This window comes from Mesorhizobium sp. f-mel (assembly GCF_053850215.1).
Map to the genome: position 1 here is coordinate 17,832 of NZ_JBSPTO010000013.1, position 16,388 is coordinate 34,219.

A 16,388-nucleotide genomic window follows, 5' to 3' on the forward strand; every position below is an offset into this window, starting at 1 on the left:
TTGGCATGGCCACGCTCTGGTGAATTCGCAAGTCAGCGCTTCACGTCATAGGGGGTACGTTTAGTCATGAACTACAGGGGTAGGAAAGTTCTGATAACGGGTGCCGATGGGTTCATCGGGTCGCATCTCACCGAAGCGCTCGTTCGTAGTGGGGCGGATGTTACGGCGCTCGCCCTCTACAATTCCTTCGACAGTCATGGTTGGCTGGATGATTTGCCGGACACCATTCGAAGCCAGCTGAACCTCGTCCGCGGCGATGTTCGCGACAGCGCATTCCTGAGCCGGATCATGCGTGGCCAGGCAGTTGTGTTTCATCTCGCCGCACTCATCGCGATTCCATACTCATACGCGGCCGCCCAATCCTATGTGGAGACCAACATCCTGGGCACAGTGAATGTCCTCGAAGCGGCGCGGCAATGGGAGACAGAGCGTGTGGTGCACACCTCGACCAGCGAGGTCTATGGCACCGCACAGACCATGCCAATCCGCGAATGCCATCCGCTGCAGGGGCAGTCACCCTATTCGGCATCCAAGATCGGCGCGGACATGATGGCAGAGTCCTACGCCAGGTCGTTCGACGTCCCGGTCGTGATTTTGCGGCCGTTCAATACCTACGGCCCACGTCAGAGTGAGCGGGCCATCGTGCCGACCATCATAAGGCAGGCTCTCGACAGAAATTGCCCGGCGATCATGGTCGGGGACACAAGTCCGGTCCGCGACCTTACTTTTGTGGAAGACACTGCGGCGGCATTCCTGACCGCAGGTTCGGCCGAACTCGAATTCGGCCATGCCTACAATGCCGGAAGCCAGCGCGCTGTGACGGTCTCGGACGTATTGGATCTGGTGCTCGAGTTGAGCGGCTCCAAAAAACCGGTTCACCGCGACGAACGACGTCTGCGGCCGCAGAATTCCGAAGTCCGTGCCTTGCTGGCCGATTCTTCGCAACTCGAGACGAAGACCGGATGGCGGGCGCAGACCAGCCTGCGGGAAGGATTGGAGCGAACCATCGGATGGTGGCAGGCGCGCCTCAGCGAAGGCCGCGTACGCCGCGAAATGGGTTATATGACATGATCTTCTACCAGCGTGCATCGGCTCTGCTGTTGATTGCCGTTGCCATGTCGTTGGGTCTGCCAGCGGCCGGAAGCCGGCAAAGCAGCGAGCAGACACAATTTGTCGCGCCGGTGATGATGGATCTGCCCGACTATCTGCGCCCAGTGACGGATCCGGCGTTTGGGACAATCTTTACGCGCATTACCAAGCCGGGAGTGCTTGGCAATGGGGTTGCATGCGAGAACAAATATTGCAGCCACCGTTATTCGAGTGCCCAAGCCTGGAATTCAGACCAGAGCCTTCTCGTCATTACCAACGGCTGTAGCGGCGGCATGTGCTTTTTCGACGGGCACACATTTGCCCCGCTGTTCCGCCGCGCTCGATCGACTGAATGCGAATGGCACCCTCAAAACGCCGATCTGATGATCTGCGTTCAGGGTCGGCAAGTGTCGACCTGGGCGCCACGGACCAATCGCGAAGACGTCCTGTTTGTTTCGACTGAGTATCACGATTTCCATTTCGGACCGGGCAAGGGCAATCCAAGCCGTGACGGTGACCGCATAGCCGTGCGCGCGGTGCGTAAGGATGGCGATGCGGTGGTCTTTGCCTACGATCTCAAGCAACGGCGGAAATTCCCCGATATCATGCTTGAGGATTTTGGCGGAATCAACGGCGCCTGCTCGATCTCTCCGCTCGGAACCAACATTCTATGCCTCCAGGAGATAACAAGCGGCATCGAACAGGGCTTCATTTTTAGTGTCGAGGGCACTTTGCTCCAGAGGTGGATGGAACATCACCGGCCCGGCCATGGCGATATGACAATCGATGACGACGGCAGCGAAGTCTATGTCGGTATCAGCAAGTCTGATCCGGACAAGTATCAGGTGATCAAGCGAAGGCTGTCCGACGGCAGGGTCACCCCACTTATGAAATACGGCGAAGCCATGCATGCATCCCTGCGTGCGCTGGATAGGCCTGGTTGGGTGTTCCTGACCTATGGCGGCGATCCGGATGAGATATCGGCTCACCCGGACTGGGCGCCATATGCACAGGAAGTGATCGCGCTGCGCATCGATGGCAGCGGGGACGTCCGACGCATCGCACAAACGAGAAGCACCCAGTTAGACTATCGAAGCGAGAGTCATGCCTCACCGTCCCCTGACGGCTCGCAGGTAATCTGGTCGAGCAACTGGGGCGTGCCCGGCGGGCCAGTCTACGACTTCGTCTCCCGTGTCGATTGGCCTGAAGAGTCGACGTTGAACCGGAAGGAGATTGTCACCAATGGTCTTCACTAATCGTATCCTTCTTGCCGCGCTTGGTATGCTGGCTGCCGTGGGTATGGCCGCCGCAGCGGAGACGCGGGTCGCGTATCGAATTTCCGCCGGCGATACCGTCGAGATAGGAATTGCCTCCATCCCGGAACGAACGCAACGTGTCATGGTTCAAATGGACGGCACGATCGCGCTTCCCGAAGTCGGCATGGTTTCGGTCGGCGGCCTCACTCCGGCCGAATTGCAGACACGCATGGAGACGATCTTGACTACCAAGATATTTCACCAGCGTCTGCCCGATGGGCGGGAGCAAATGATCGTCGTCAAGCCGAGCGACGTCACCGCTGTGATCGCAGAGTATCGCCCGATCTACGTGACCGGCGACGTGCTCACTCCCGGACAGCAGGCTTACCGACCGCTCATGACCGTGCGGCAGGCGATCGCCGTGTCTGGCGGTTTCAGCCTTCTGCGGGCAAGGGCAAACCAGGTTGGCCCTGATCCGGTGGATCTGCGGCGCGACTATGAATCGGCCTGGGGGGAGTACACCAGAGACTATTTTCATAGCGCCCGCCTGCGCGCCGAACTTCAGAACCAGGCGAATTTCGACATGAAGCCGCCCCAAGGGTCACCCTTGCCGGCCGCTTTCGTGTCGGCAATCGCCCAGGCTGATGCAGAAGGGCTCAAGATTTCCCTGGACAACTTCCAGCAGGAGCAAAGCTACCTTGAACAAAGTGCCAAGGCTGCTGCGGCGCAGATCGAGGTCCTGCTCAAGCGCGAGAAGGCCGAAGCCGAGGCCGTGAAAGCGGACGAGGACGACCTGGCACGAATAACGAAAGTGCATAAAGCAGGCAATCTGACCAACGACAGACTCGCCGATGTCCGGCGCGGTGTGATTCTCTCTTCCAGCCGGGCGCTCGAAACGTCGGTTGAGCTCATGAGAACACGACGCCAGCAGGATGATTTTCTCAGGCAGCGCGAGCGCAATGACAACCTGAGAAGGATGGCTCTATTGACTGAGCTGAAGGACACCAACGTGCGTCTTGCGGACATCACCGCAAGACTTCGCGCCGCCAGCCAGAAGTTGCAGCCCACGGGGGCGTCCGCCCAGCCACTGCCAGTTGCCGGCGAAACCATCCAGGCTCAGGTCACGATCATTCGCAAGATGGGTGAGGAATGGCGCAAACAGCCGGCCGGAGAAGACACCGAGGTATCACCGGGTGACACGATAGAGGTAAGGTTCAGCAGCGGTCTCGAGAACGCCGCGGTCCGATAGACTGCTGTACCTTGTTCTGTCGCGATTGCCGATTGGGTTACTGTCTGAAAGCTCTGGAAACCTGGTCGGTAAAGGGTTTCAGCAAATAGGACCATACATTGCGCTCGTCAGTGCGTATGTGAACTTCGGCGGGCATGCCGGGTTTGAGTATTTTCGCTCCCGTCAGACAGGTCGTGGAATTTTCGACATTGATGCGCGCCGAAAAGTATGAAAGCTGACGTTGCTGATCCTTAATCAGATCTGCAGAGATGCGGTTGACCGAGCCTTGGCAAACAGGTGTCGTCCCTACGTCGAAAGCCGGAAAGCGGATTGAAACCCGCTGTCCTGGACGCACGTCATCGATACGCTCTGGAGAAACGAGCGCATCGACAACCAGGTTGTCGGCATCGGGCACAATCATCATGAGCACTTCTCCGGGGGCAATCACGCCTCCGATGGTGTGGACCGCGGATTCTTGTACCGTCCCCGACTGTGGGGCGCGGATATCTGTCCTGGCGAGTTCGTCTTCCGCCACTACCTTGCGCTCATTGAGTTCGGTCTGCTTGGCTTCCGTTTCGCGAAGTTCGCTCGTTACCTCGCTCCGCATTTGCTCGTCGAGCTGAAGCACCTGCAGGTCAGTCTCACTGATGCGGGCTTGGACCTCGGCGATTGCCGCGACAAGGCGTCCTGACTCGCCGCGAGTCCGGCTCTTCTCCAAGCTGATGGTGCTCAGCCTTTCTTTAGAGACCAACTTCTTGGAGTAGAGAGACTCGACGTCAGCAAGGTTCAGCGTCAGCAGATTCAGCGACTCGTCCATCGCCGCCTGCTGCGCTTTGAGGCCATCGATCTGACGTTCCAATTGCTTCGAGCGGCTTTGCAATTGTGCCTTCTGGCCCGCCAGCGCCGCAGCACGGCTTTCGAACACGGCCCGCTCGCCACTGATAAGCGTCGCCAGTTGGGGGTCGCCCATCTTGACCCGAAGGCTGGGCGGAATTTGCATTTCCGGCAGACCCTGTCGCTCGGCTTCCAGCCGGGCCAGACGAATGGTGGCGCGATTGAGATCCTCGCTGATTATCTGCAGGTTTGCTCGGGTCAATGTGTTGTCCAGCCTGACCAATACGTCGCCGGCCTGCACATGATCCCCGTCCTTGGCGAAGATGCCGCCGACAGTGCCGCCGGTTTGATGCTGGACTTTCTTTATGTTGCTTTCAACCACCACAGTGGCAGGTGCAATCACCGCGCCGGCAATCTTGGTCAAGCCCAGCCAGAGTCCTCCGCCGAAGATCAACAGGAAGGTGATTGCCAAGCCCAAGAGCAGATTGGCCCGGATGCCATCCGGCTCTGGCTTCGTCTCGAACGATTGGCTTTCGCCAGCGACCGCGGCATATGACGACACGGTCACGCTAGAACAATACCTCACATAGGCCCGCCTGCACCTTTCTGCAGCGGAACGATAATATGCTGCCAGGCCCAAGAGCAGATTGGTCCGGAGGCCATCCGGCTCTGGCTTCGCTCCAATCGGTTGGCTTTCGCCAGCAACCGGAGCATATGATGACAGGGACACATCAGACACGGAGCAAGACCTCACGCATGGCCGCTTGCACCTTGTTGCAGCGGGACGACAGTATTTGGCCGCGGGAAGGGCCGGACCACATTTGCCAAAACGTCTTCGCGCGAGCCAAATGAATGGAGCATGCCATTCGACAAGACGAGCACCTGATCGATGTTGACGAGAGCTGACGGACGATGCGCAACAACAATCGCGATGCCGCCACGCTCGCGCACGGCCAGGATTGCCCCAGCCAGGGCAACATCGCCATCTGCATCCAGATTGGAATTTGGTTCATCGAGAACGACAAGGAATGGATCGCCATAAAGCGCCCTGGCGAGCCCGACGAGTTGCCTCTGCCCAGCCGACAGGGCCGCTCCGCCTTCACCGATGCGCGTTTGGAAACCTTCCGGCAGACGCATGATCATCTTGTCCACGCCCGCAGCCTTGGCGGCTGCCAGCACGCCCTTTGCGTCACTCTTGCCGCCGAACCTTGAGATGTTGTCTGCAATCGTTCCGTCGAACAGTTCAACGTCCTGCGGCAGGTAGCCAATATGGGTGCCGAGCAGTTCCGAATTCCACTGATCGAGCGAGGCGCCGTCCAACCTTACCGTTCCACGAAGCGGCTTCCATGCCCCGACCAAAGCACGCACGAGCGTCGTCTTGCCAGAGCCGCTCGGGCCGACGATCGCCAACCCCGCGCCCCTCGACAGGCGAAAGCTTACATTGACGAGCGTTGGTCTCTGCAGACTTGGTGGCGCGACCGTCAGTTCCTCGACCGCAAGCTGTGTCTGTGGGCGCGGCAGCTCCATAGGGTCTTTCTGGCTACCGAAAGCATCCAACGCTGCCGCCAGATCGGTATAGCTTCGCCGGGTGGCCAGAAATCCTCTCCAGTTTGCGATTGCCACATCGACCGGCGCCAATGAGCGGCCCAGCAATATGGACGATGCGATGATCACGCCGGGCGAAGCCTCGCCGCCGATCACAAGGTAGGCACCAAGCCCCAGTACCGAGGACTGCAGGGCCATTCGAAGTGTCTTCGACAATGAACTCGCTGCGCCGACGACATCGGAGAGCTGTTCCTGGTTCTTGAGGTAAAGATGGCTGATCTCATTCCAGCGCCGACCGAGCTGAGCGGAAAGGCCCATCGCTTGGACAACCTCCGCATTGCGGCGGCCGGAATCGGCAAGAAGCCGCTGTGCCACGAGCGTCTCGGACGCACGCGCGGCGGGTTTGCGGGCAACGACTTCCGCGACTACCGTCAAAAGTATGACAGCAGCCGCGCCGACCGTTGCCAACACACCAAGCGAAGGGTGCAGCAGATAGATGACCACCATATAAAACGGAATCCAAGGAGCGTCGAAGACGACCGTCGGTCCCAGTCCGGAAAGAAATCCGCGCAACTGGTCCAGATCGCGAAGCGGCTGCACCCGGTTCGCATCCTGCCCAGCAGTAAGCGGCAGGGAAAGCGAGGCAGCGAACGCCTTTTGCTGCAGATCTCTGTGCAGGCGGCTGCCGATGCGGACCAACAGGCGAAGCCTGACGAAATCGAGGAGGCCATAGACAGCATAGAGGCCAAGCATCCCGATCGTAAATCCGATGAGAGTCGGAATGCTCTGGGAAGGCAGCACGCGATCGTAGATCTGGAGCATATAGACGGAGCCGGTCAGGGCGAGAACGTTTATCACTGCCGAGAAAACGCCGACGCCAACCAGTCCATGCATTGAGCCGAACATAGCGGAGCGTAGATCGGGCGAGCGCCCTTGCGTTGACTTCATGATCTGCGATCTTTCGTGCGAAATTGCCGCGCGAACGTGTTGGTCATGTCGATGATGGGTAAACCCTCTTGCCTTGCGGGAAGCGGCTGCTTTCCGTTAGCTACTGAAACATTACGCTTTGCTTACGTATGTGCCTTTTGATTAAAATGTAGCAAAATCGTGACGCAGGACCGAGAATTCGGGAATTCGCTTTGCAAGGCTGGGGATAACCGGGCCGGGAGCCCGGATATTTCCAATGATGAGACAATATTCCCAATCATGCGACAGATGAGAGGCTCATGATCACCTTTTGTTGCATCATGTCTTCAAACCTTAGGGCGGCGAGTGTTTTTCGATTTGCCCATCGAGAATTTAATGAATTTGGGATACACTTAGTTGGGGCGGAATTGTCGGACAACAGCACCGGCAATGTCAGGAAGGCGGGTCTGTCATGAGCGAAGAGATCAGTGTCGCCGAAGCCTACAGCAAAGGCCGCACCACCTTCATGGGGCTGGAGTTGCTCATCGCGCCCGGTGCGCTCGTTCCCCGGCCGGAGACGGAGTTGCTTGGCACGACCGCTCTTGATGTTCTGAGTCAAATGAACCTGCCTGCGCCACGCGTCGTCGATATGTGCTGCGGGGCCGGCAATCTGGCGTGCGCCATCGCGCAATACGCTCCCACCGCGCGTGTCTGGGCGAGCGATCTTACCGATGGATGCGTCGAAGTCGCGCGCCGCAACGTCGCCCATCACGGCATGGCGGATCGCGTGTCCGTGCTTCAGGGCGACTTGTTCAGTGCTTTCTCGGGCTTGGAGCTTGATGGTACGATGGACGTGATCGTCTGCAATCCGCCCTACATTTCGGAAAAGCGGCTTGAGGGCGACCGCGCGCATCTGACGGAGCTTGAGCCGCGTGAAGCGTTTGCGGCCGGCCCCTACGGCCTGAGCATCCATATGCGGGTGATCAAGGACGCGCCGCGTTACTTGCGGCGCGGAGGCATCCTGCTCTTCGAGGTCGGCCTCGGCCAGGACCGGCAGGTCATCAGTCTGCTGGAGCGTTCCAAGGCTTACGAGAACATCCGCGCGGTCACGAACGAAGCCGGCGAGGGCAGGGTGGTTGTGGGACATACCACGTCGCAAGCGTGAGCCGTGCCGCGACTGCGGCAGGCTCGGTGGCGCCGTCGGCGGCGTAAAACAACGCTAGGCAGATGTCGGCAATCAGTTTTGCTTGCGGAGAACATATTGCGCAATTCCTTGGATAGAATCGAGGTTCTCCGGCAGGAGTTCGCTGTCTTCCACGGTGATGCCGAAGGTCTCCTCGATAAAGCCGATAACCTCGAGTACCCCTGTCGAGTCGACGATGCCTTGGTCGAGAAGGGACGTATTGCTCTCCAGAGCATCCGCGTCGGCTATGTAGAAATTCGACGCCAGGAAAGCGCGAATCTGGTCCTTGCAGGTCTCGGCTCTATCCTTGGTAGACAACATTGAATCCTCCTCCGATACTGATACTAAAGATGAATGCTGATCAATTTCATCCAGAAACCGCCTCATGACAGGGCCGTTTTTTTGAGTTTGCCCGTGTCTGTCATCGGTAGGCTGGGTACGATCACGATGGACTTCGGAACCATGAAATTTTCCAATCGTCTCTGGCATTCTTTCTGCAACTGCTTTTCGCCGACGATTCTTCCTTGCTCGATCACGACGAAGGCTTTCACAGCTTGTCCGAGCAACTCGTCCGGAACGCCGATGACCGCGGCTTCCCGCACACCCGGAACATCCAGCAGCGCGTTTTCCACCTCCTTCGGCGCTATCTTCTCTCCTCGCGATTTTATGATCTCATCGCCGCGACCGATGAAGTAGAGGTAGCCTTCCGCGTCCATCCGGCAGTAGTCGCCGGTGTACAAGACCTGCTCGCCCGGCAACGGGCCGGGTTTGAGTTTTCTGGCCGTGGCTTCCGGCTTACCCCAATAGCCCTTCATCACCGTCGCCCCGCGGATGACGAGTTGGCCAACGACATCAGGACCGACCGGCTTGTCATGCTCGTCGACAATCCACATTTCCGTGTTCGGGATGGCGACGCCGACGCTCAATGGCTTTCGCTCAAGGTCTTCCGGCGGCAGATAGGTGCAGCGCTTGCATTCGGTGAGGCCATACATTGAATAGATGCGCGCGTCCGGAAACAGGTCCTGCAGCATGAGAATGTGCTTGAGCGGCAGGGCAGCCGCAGTGTTCGTGACGTAGCGAATGCTCGAAAAATCATGGTCTTTCAGCGACTTGAGATCCGAGAGTGCGGCGAAGATGGTCGGCACGCCGGGAAAACCTGTCACCCTCTCCTCCTTGATCAACCCGAGGATCTGCGCCGGGAAAGCGAACGAGCGTTCAAGCACCAGCCGAGCGCCAGTGCGAAACGCCATGATCATCTGGTACAGGCCGTAATCGAAGGCGAGAGGCAAAACGTTGAGGATCACCTCGTCTTCGCACAGCTTCAAGTATGAAGCGATCGACGTGCAGGCGGCAGTCATGTTCCTGTGCGTCAGCATCACGCCCTTGGGTTCGCCTGTCGATCCAGATGTGTAGATGATGGCAGCGAGATCGATATCGATGCACCGGCGCGCCGGCGGTACGCTACCATCGGCGGCGACCACGCTGTCCCAACGCACGGCGTGCGGCAATCCTGTCAGCTCGGCGTCGATGATCGGCCCGGAGACGATCACCCGGCGCAATGACGGGCAGTTGCGTGCCGGCCCGCTAAAGATCGAGTGCAGGTGCCTGTCCGTGATCAGTGCCGTCGGTCGGCAATCGTTGAGCAGGTAATCAAGCTTGTCGCTCTTGGTGAGCGGATTGACGATGCACACCACGGCGTTCGCCTTGAGCACGGCCCAGAAGCCGACGACCGTCTCGACAGTGTTGTCGGCGAAGATCATCACGCGATCTCCGCGTGCAACCCCAGACGCGGCCAGATGTTGCGCGATGGCGTTCGAGCGCGCTTCGAGCTCGCCATAGGTGACACGTTGCCCTCCGCACACCAGCGCCACCTTCTCACAGACCCGGCTGGCGGCGTGGGTGAGGTAGTCATGCAGCAGTGGTACGGCGCCATGCATCATGCCAGCACCTCTTCGCGATGCTCGCGCTCAACGTCGACGCTGAGCTCGCCCAGGCGGACCCCACCGGGATGGCTTGCGACAAACTGCTGGTGAAGAAGCTGGGTCGACAGCACGCCGACCAGCGCCATGTTGTCGGAGTTGGACAGATCGCCGTCGCTCGCCCTGGCTCGACACTTGTCCAGCAGGCGCGTGACCGACTTCGGATCGAAAACGTTTGCCTCGCGCAGCGCCGTCTCCGAAAGCGCTTCGCGGACATAGGCCGGAGCATCGTCGGCAACGAAGCAGAGCGCGTTGGGCGCTCGGTACGGCTGCTTCTTGCGGGCCACGATTTCGGACGGCACGATCGGTTCCGCTACCCGCTTCAACACGTGCTTTTCGTCGAGGACGCGCAGCTTGTAGGCAGCCGGAAGCGAATTCGCGAGCGTCACGAGTTCATCGTCCAGGAACGGGAAGCGCCCCTCGACGGAGTGGGCCATGAGCATCCTGTCCCCTTGCGAAGAAAGCAGGTATCCCGACATCAGCGTCTGGATCTCGATATACTGGTCCTGCGCGAGCGAGCCCCATCGCGAAAACTCCGCGGGCAGGCGGGCGATCAGCTCGGGCACGGCATTGAGGCGCTCGGACTCGGCGCGCATGTCGGCGGAGAACAATCGCTTGATGGCGCTGGTGGTGCGCCAGCGTGTGTCATGCGCAAAGCCGGGCGTGTCATAGGCCTGGATATCGCGCCCGAAGAACTGGCGCGCCATTGCTTGCTGATGTACCGGCGAGCGGCTGAGATAGGGATACAGGCGCTCCAGCAGCCGTGAGCGTCGTGTCGATGCGGGCTGGCGTCCCCAAAAGCGGCGAACTTTGCCTTCGCGGAACAGGTCATAGCCAGCGAACATTTCGTCAGCTCCTTCGCCGGTCAGCACGACCTTGATACCGTGTTTTCGCACCAGCCTAGAGAGCAGGAACAGCGGCGCAGGCGCTGTCCTCAGGATTGGACGCTCTGTGTGGTAGATCACCTCGGGAAAGATCTCGGCGATGTCGCTGCGCGAAACCACCACCTCATGGTGCTCGCTCCCGGTCGCGCCGGCGACCAGGCGCTGGAAACGGGTCTCGTCATACTCGGCGTCGGCGAAACGCAGGGAGAAGGTCTGGAACCGCTCGCCCGCGTAGCGCCTTCCCAGCGTGGCGACTAGCGAGCTGTCGAGCCCGCCCGACAGATAGCAGCCGACCGGCACGTCGGCCTGCACGATCCTGAGCGCCGTCGCAGCCTCCAGGGCGCCGCGCACCTCGTCCACCGCGTCGTCGAGCGAGCCGGTGAATTCTCCACGGCGGGGATCGGAAATTTCGGGATAGCAAGGCTTCCAGAAGGCCCGCTCGCGAACGGTGCCACTTTCGTAAATGCGGACGTGCCCTGGGGTGAGTTCGCTGATCCCCTGAAATACGCCTTGCGGCGGGACGACTGTCCAGAGCGTGAAAGTCTGATCGATGCCGGCTGAATCGAAGGCACGGGGTATATTCATGTCGGCCGCGAAAATGGCTTTCACTTCGCTGGCAAAGTAAAGGCGCCCCCCATGCTCGCAGAAATGCAAGGGGCAGATGCCAAACCGATCGCGCGATAACACGAGACGACCCGCGACCGAGTCCCAGATTGCGACCGCCCATTGCCCGTTCATCCGCTCGAAGGCAGCCTCGCCCCACGCGCGATAGGCATGGACGATGACCTCTGTGTCGCTATGGGTGCGGAAGCGGTGGCCGAGGGCGATCAATTTTTCACGCAGCTCGAGGTAGTTGAAGATCTCGCCGTTGAAGACGATCCACGTCGTGTCGCCCGCGTCCGCGAGTGGCTGCTGGCCGTTGGAGAGATCGACGACGGACAGGCGGGCATGCGCCAATCCCGCGCGTTTGTCGCGGTAGAGGCCGCGCTCGTCAGGACCGCGATGCGCGAGTGCGCCCACCATGCGCATCAGTGCCTCCCGCGAAGGAGGCGCCGCGTAGGCGCTTAGCGAGATGATTCCGGCGATGCCGCACATCCGGTCAGCCCTCGCCCATGGCAGTGGTCGGCAAAGGCCGTGCGTGAAGATAACGTGCGGCACGCCGTTTGCTGTCGATGTCCTTGAAGACTTTCTGAACCTGGGTCGCGGTGAGGCCGGCAGCTGCGGCGACCTCGTCGACAGAAATTCCGTGGTTCAAGCCGTAGAGGCACAGATCCATCAGATGATAAGGCAGCGCGAAATAGAATTCCTCCTGACTCTGGGCCATGGAGAAAGTGTCCGTGGTCGGCGGCCGCCGCCGGATCTCTTCATCCACCCCAAGGTATTCAGCCAGCTGGTAGACCTGGGTCTTGTAGAGGTGGACGATTGGCATCAGATCGGCAATTCCGTCGCCCTGCTTGACGAAAAAGCCTTGGTCATGCTCCAGGCGGTTTGGCGTACCTGCTACGGCATAATTGAGGCGGTCCGCATGGTAGTACTCGGTCATCTTGCGCAGGCGCTGCTTGTAGTTGGTTGCAGCAACGATCTGCAGATAGGCTGCCGGCGACAGACGCACCGTATCGGTCTTGCCCTCGGGATCCTGAACCGTGAGGCGTGTGATGTTGAGACCGTTGCTCTCGAGAACCGACGCGAGCACGAGCTTGCATTTCCAGCCGTCGCCATACTGGGGAACGACCGTCTGGATCGCTTCGATCTGTCGGCGATAGGCGCCGACGGCCTCAAGTGCTGGTGCTAGGTCCTCCAGGATCGTATCGATGCCAAGCTGGGCTGCGACGCTGCGGCCAAGCCTTAGCGAATCGCCGGAGGAATGGCGCTCCGGCATGAATATCCCCAAGACCTTGTCTTTCCCGAACGCGCGTGCGCACAACGATGCGACAACGGAACTGTCGATACCCCCGGAGAGGCCGACAACCACGCCACGACGCCGCAGCGTGCCAAAAACCTGCTCGCGCAGGATCTGAACGATGCGATCGACCTCCGCGCGAGCGTCGAGCACCAGCGTGCCCATGCTGAATTGTGAAATCAAGTCGATGGTCTGTACTCCCGTTTGCGAAGCTCAGCCGCAGAATAGGTTTGCTTCAACGCATTCTCGATGAGTGGGCGGTTGGTCGCGAGGTAGGGCTCTGTGACCATGTCGAAGTGACTGCCAACGACCGGAATCACATCCAGACGCGCGAAAGCGCCATCCCACCCTATGGCCAGAGGCATATTGGGCCGAGCGCAGCGGAAGAGGATTGCAGTGATCGGCAGCGTCGGTCTGGGTATCGCCAACCACTGGTAGAAAGCTCGCCCCCGCAACTGCCCCTGCAGTTCCAGTTTGGTTCTGAAACTCGTCGCGTTGAACTCGTCCTGGGCATAGCGATCGAGGACGCGGGCGAGCTGCGCCTCGAAGCCCGTTTTGACAGCGACTTTTGCAAGGAAGCGGCAGACCATCCGGTCAGCGGTCACCCGGTTGGTCCGGATTCGCTGGTATGTGCGGACAATCATCCCCCAATAGGTGCTCCGCTCGCCGAGGAGACTCGTGTCGAGGATTCCCAGGAACTTCACAGTTCGCCCCGCGGCCAGCAGCCGCGCCGCGACTTCGAACGCGACGGCGCCACCGAGTGAATGGCCGAGAAGTCGTACGTGACCCGCAGGCTGGGCGCGGCGGATCTGCTCGACGGCGGCGTCGGCCATGTTGGCGACGGTGTTTTGGCCGCGCAATATCATAGCCAGGGCGGGGTACCTGATGGGGGCTACTCGGGCGACCTTGCCCATCGCGGCTGCAAAGGCAGCGAGGCTCGGGCCATAGCCGACCGAGCCCGGGAACAGGAAAAGAATCGGCGCGTCGTGCGCCTGCGCGCGCGCGGGCTGGTCGCCTGCTTGTGCCGACACAACCGCCTTGACCATTTCGTCCGCGCTCATACCGACCGTGAAGCCCTCGAGACTGAGTTCCTGGCCGATGGCGCTTTCGATTTCCATGACGCATTGAAGCAGCTTCAGCGAATCTCCGCCTGCGTCATCCCAGCGGCCTGCGGCGACGCGTGTATTGAGGATATTGTTCCAGGCATGCTGCACTATCCGGTGGACGGTCGGCTCGCTCGTATTGGACGGCTGCACGGCCGGGGCGATCTTCCTGGCTGAAAGATCGATCTCCGCAAGCGTAGCCATGTCGACCTTGCCACCCGGCAGATGCGGAATCCCGGCGATCGTGTGGAGCCACAAGGGACACAGCGGCGGCGGCAGCTTCGTTCTGACAAGCTGGCGAAGCTCGTCCGAAAAGCCTGGCCCCGCCCATGGCTGGGGAATGGCGAATGCAACAAGCTCATTTGCCGCCGTCACGATTGCAACGGCATCCTCCACGTCAGGCGCGTTACGCAACACCCGTTCGAGTTCGGCAGGCTCGATAGGCCGACCATTGATCTTTATCTGGCGCCCCTTACGTCCGACGATCCGCAACAGGCCATGACTGTCAAGTTGGACGAGGTCACCCGTCGCGAAGATCCGAAGATCCGGCTCATCCGGATCCGATTCCGCCGGCACGACGGCGCCGTTCTCCCAATGGCCAAGCAGGACATAGGGGCTTCTTATCAGGAGCTCTCCGCTCTTGCCCGGCTGAACGCGGCGGCCTCTTTCGTCGACAATCGCGAACGCGATTCCTGGAAGCAGCCAGCCAACCGGAACCGAGGCGCCTCCCTCCGGCCAGTCCTGCGGTAAGAACCATTGCGACCCTGTGGTCTCGGTTGACGAGTAACCGATCTGGATGAGGCAAGTGCTCGAAACGACCTTGCGCAGCAGGGCGATATCGGTCCATGACACCGTCTCTCCTCCGATCCGGGCCACTCGGAGCGAGCGGAAGGCGTCAGCAGGTTTGTCCGCCATGAGTGCGCGGAGCAAGGCCGGAACCAGATAGGTCACCGTCACGCCTTCGGATTCTACTAGGCGTTGGACCGCCCGCAGGCCGATGGCTTCGAGCTCGGCGAGATGCAAGGTGGCGCCGGTCAGAACGGCAGCGAGAACCTCCCGGCAACCGGCGATCGTGGCGGGCGCGGTCAAGGGCAGGAAAACATCATCCGAATTGATGTGGCATGCGTCGACATACTGCTGAACCCGCCACAGCAGGCTGCGCTGGCTGTTGACGACGCCTTTGGGATGGCCAGTGCTGCCTGAGGTGTAGAGTACTATCGCGGGCGCGTCGACCGAGACGGAACAGGACTGGGGTATCGGCTGCACTTGCGGCGTGATGCTGGTAGTCGCATCAATCCAGTGGACATCCTGAGCCAAACCGACAGGGCGAACATTGCCATCGCCTATGACCGCCGAGAGCCGCGCCGCAACAACAATCTCATTGGTTCGCGAGTAGGGATCTCTCGAGTTGAGTGGCACGGAAGGCCGCCCAACCGCCATGCTCGCCAAGATAGCCACCGGGTACCAGGCCGAGTTGGCCTGAAGGATTCCGATCGCCTGCCCGTTGGGAACGACGGCCGCAATACGGTGGGACAACATCTCGACGGCTTGGAAAAGCTGGGAATACGTCAGACGAGTGGCGCCGTCGCTGATCGCGAGTTTGTTGGGATATTGCTTGGTGACGTCTCTCAGGTGATCGAAGACGGTAACGTTCGCAAAATCGACGCCCATGCGTTGATGAGGGCGCAGTACAGGACCGCCCTGATCAAGTGCGTAATCCGGGACGTTCGACCACCTGCGGGAGGCCGCTGGCTGACAATCCGCCCCAAGATCCAGACGTGCCTTTTCTGATCCCAAATATGCCGGAGACATGAGTGGCTCACGCTAAGATTAAGGTCACTTATCGCCCCCGGCCGAAATCTTTTCATCGATCATTCTGATGATGCCGCGATCTTCGCCAAACGGCCGCGGTTGCTCACTTTGGCGTCATCTCGTGCTGCGGACGCTTCGCGTCGACAGGAGGCTCACGGCGCACAGGCGATCGCGCCTGCCAACCGGCCAGCGCCGCCGCTATTGGCTTTTTTCGTGCTGTCGCGGTCCTGGGCGATAATCGGCGTGGCAGTAGGCGCCCCGCTGTCAGTGGTCGCGAAGTCGTCAGGAAATTAGCGCGATACAGCTAGGAGCAAAGATCCGTGGTTTGAGCTTACCCGGCTCTCTGATCAGTTTTTTTGGGCTTTTCTTGGTTTACCTGGTGCTTTTGTCGGGCCACGCTCGCTGGTGTCGGAGTCTCCGTCGGAGACAAAGCAGTATGCAAAGATATGTCCCCGGTTCTCGTCGGTTACTCGGATCCAATCCTTTTCCCACGTTCGGAGGGTAACACGTCGATCTGTCGACATAGCGGCGGCTTTGAATGGGCTCGGCGCGTTGATGATGCGCACCGCGATCACGTCATCGCCCTCCATTTGTTCGACGAGGTATGTCTGCATAAAGGCCTCCCCAGCGCCCATTGCAACCTTAACGTCAGCCAAAGAGTTTGGTTGT

At 60.0% G+C, this 16,388-nt stretch carries 12 protein-coding genes; 4 read left to right on the forward strand and 8 right to left on the reverse strand.

From position 1 onward, the window contains the following. Positions 1 to 66 precede the first annotated feature (66 nt). The 3 genes from ACWUKX_RS17200 to ACWUKX_RS17210 are packed head-to-tail and all read left to right on the forward strand — an operon-like array spanning position 67 to position 3,594. Positions 67 to 1,071 (forward strand): SDR family NAD(P)-dependent oxidoreductase, encoded by a 1,005-nt coding sequence (locus tag ACWUKX_RS17200; protein WP_456008072.1) that lies wholly within the window; start codon positions 67 to 69, stop codon positions 1,069 to 1,071. After that, a complete protein-coding gene (locus tag ACWUKX_RS17205) occupies positions 1,068 to 2,345 on the forward strand; it encodes a hypothetical protein (RefSeq protein WP_456008073.1) in 1,278 nt (425 codons plus the stop codon). Before ACWUKX_RS17200 ends, ACWUKX_RS17205 begins: the two co-directional genes overlap by 4 nt. Further along, a complete protein-coding gene (locus tag ACWUKX_RS17210) occupies positions 2,332 to 3,594 on the forward strand; it encodes a polysaccharide biosynthesis/export family protein (protein ID WP_456008074.1) in 1,263 nt (420 codons plus the stop codon). Before ACWUKX_RS17205 ends, ACWUKX_RS17210 begins: the two co-directional genes overlap by 14 nt. 37 nt (positions 3,595 to 3,631) lie before the next feature. Here ACWUKX_RS17210 and ACWUKX_RS17215 read toward each other — a convergent pair whose 3' ends face one another. Together ACWUKX_RS17215 and ACWUKX_RS17220 are read right to left on the reverse strand one after the other, a co-directional pair. Then, on the reverse strand, positions 3,632 to 4,969 hold the full coding sequence (locus tag ACWUKX_RS17215) for an HlyD family type I secretion periplasmic adaptor subunit (RefSeq protein ID WP_065009618.1): 1,338 nt from the start codon (positions 4,967 to 4,969) through the stop codon (positions 3,632 to 3,634). 188 nt (positions 4,970 to 5,157) lie between these two features. After that, positions 5,158 to 6,900, reverse strand: coding sequence for a type I secretion system permease/ATPase (locus ACWUKX_RS17220; RefSeq protein WP_456008075.1), 1,743 nt, complete (start codon positions 6,898 to 6,900; stop codon positions 5,158 to 5,160). Between the two features lie 430 nt (positions 6,901 to 7,330). On the opposite strand from ACWUKX_RS17220, the gene ACWUKX_RS17225 reads away from it, so the two are divergent. After that, positions 7,331 to 8,023, forward strand: coding sequence for a N5-glutamine methyltransferase family protein (locus ACWUKX_RS17225; protein WP_456008077.1), 693 nt, complete (start codon positions 7,331 to 7,333; stop codon positions 8,021 to 8,023). Between the two features lie 72 nt (positions 8,024 to 8,095). On the opposite strand, the gene ACWUKX_RS17230 is transcribed toward ACWUKX_RS17225, so the two are convergent. From ACWUKX_RS17230 to ACWUKX_RS17255, 6 genes are all read right to left on the reverse strand, one after another. Beyond that, the gene (locus ACWUKX_RS17230) at positions 8,096 to 8,362 is read right to left on the reverse strand and encodes an acyl carrier protein (RefSeq protein WP_029352679.1); all 267 of its coding nucleotides are present in this window, start codon (positions 8,360 to 8,362) and stop codon (positions 8,096 to 8,098) included. A 62-nt stretch (positions 8,363 to 8,424) separates the two neighbouring features. After that, positions 8,425 to 9,981, reverse strand: a complete 1,557-nt coding sequence (locus ACWUKX_RS17235) for a class I adenylate-forming enzyme family protein (protein ID WP_456008078.1) — start codon at positions 9,979 to 9,981, stop codon at positions 8,425 to 8,427. After that, entirely contained in the window at positions 9,978 to 11,999 is a 2,022-nt protein-coding gene (gene asnB, locus ACWUKX_RS17240; protein ID WP_456008079.1) for an asparagine synthase (glutamine-hydrolyzing), read from the reverse strand. Before asnB ends, ACWUKX_RS17235 begins: the two co-directional genes overlap by 4 nt. A gap of 4 nt (positions 12,000 to 12,003) precedes the next feature. Then, complete coding sequence (nadE, locus tag ACWUKX_RS17245) at positions 12,004 to 12,969, reverse strand: NAD(+) synthase (RefSeq protein ID WP_456008080.1); 966 nt, start codon at positions 12,967 to 12,969, stop codon at positions 12,004 to 12,006. A 14-nt stretch (positions 12,970 to 12,983) separates the two neighbouring features. Then, complete coding sequence (locus ACWUKX_RS17250) at positions 12,984 to 15,719, reverse strand: AMP-binding protein (protein ID WP_456008081.1); 2,736 nt, start codon at positions 15,717 to 15,719, stop codon at positions 12,984 to 12,986. Positions 15,720 to 16,066: 347 nt separating this feature from the next. Next, the gene (locus ACWUKX_RS17255; protein ID WP_456008083.1) at positions 16,067 to 16,333 is read right to left on the reverse strand and encodes a hypothetical protein; all 267 of its coding nucleotides are present in this window, start codon (positions 16,331 to 16,333) and stop codon (positions 16,067 to 16,069) included. Between the last annotated feature and the right edge of the window lie 55 nt (positions 16,334 to 16,388).

Bases quoted from the DNA above. Each gene is read 5' to 3' on its own strand.
- ACWUKX_RS17200 (WP_456008072.1), top strand. From the start codon at position 67: ATGAACTACAGGGGTAGGAAAGTTCTGATAACGGGTGCCGATGGGTTC.
- ACWUKX_RS17205 (WP_456008073.1), top strand. From the start codon at position 1,068: ATGATCTTCTACCAGCGTGCATCGGCTCTGCTGTTGATTGCCGTTGCC.
- ACWUKX_RS17210 (WP_456008074.1), top strand. From the start codon at position 2,332: ATGGTCTTCACTAATCGTATCCTTCTTGCCGCGCTTGGTATGCTGGCT.
- ACWUKX_RS17220 (WP_456008075.1), bottom strand. From the start codon at position 6,900: ATGAAGTCAACGCAAGGGCGCTCGCCCGATCTACGCTCCGCTATGTTC.
- ACWUKX_RS17225 (WP_456008077.1), top strand. From the start codon at position 7,331: ATGAGCGAAGAGATCAGTGTCGCCGAAGCCTACAGCAAAGGCCGCACC.
- ACWUKX_RS17230 (WP_029352679.1), bottom strand. From the start codon at position 8,362: ATGTTGTCTACCAAGGATAGAGCCGAGACCTGCAAGGACCAGATTCGC.
- ACWUKX_RS17235 (WP_456008078.1), bottom strand. From the start codon at position 9,981: ATGATGCATGGCGCCGTACCACTGCTGCATGACTACCTCACCCACGCC.
- asnB (WP_456008079.1), bottom strand. From the start codon at position 11,999: ATGTGCGGCATCGCCGGAATCATCTCGCTAAGCGCCTACGCGGCGCCT.
- nadE (WP_456008080.1), bottom strand. From the start codon at position 12,969: ATGGGCACGCTGGTGCTCGACGCTCGCGCGGAGGTCGATCGCATCGTT.
- ACWUKX_RS17250 (WP_456008081.1), bottom strand. From the start codon at position 15,719: ATGTCTCCGGCATATTTGGGATCAGAAAAGGCACGTCTGGATCTTGGG.
- ACWUKX_RS17255 (WP_456008083.1), bottom strand. From the start codon at position 16,333: ATGCAGACATACCTCGTCGAACAAATGGAGGGCGATGACGTGATCGCG.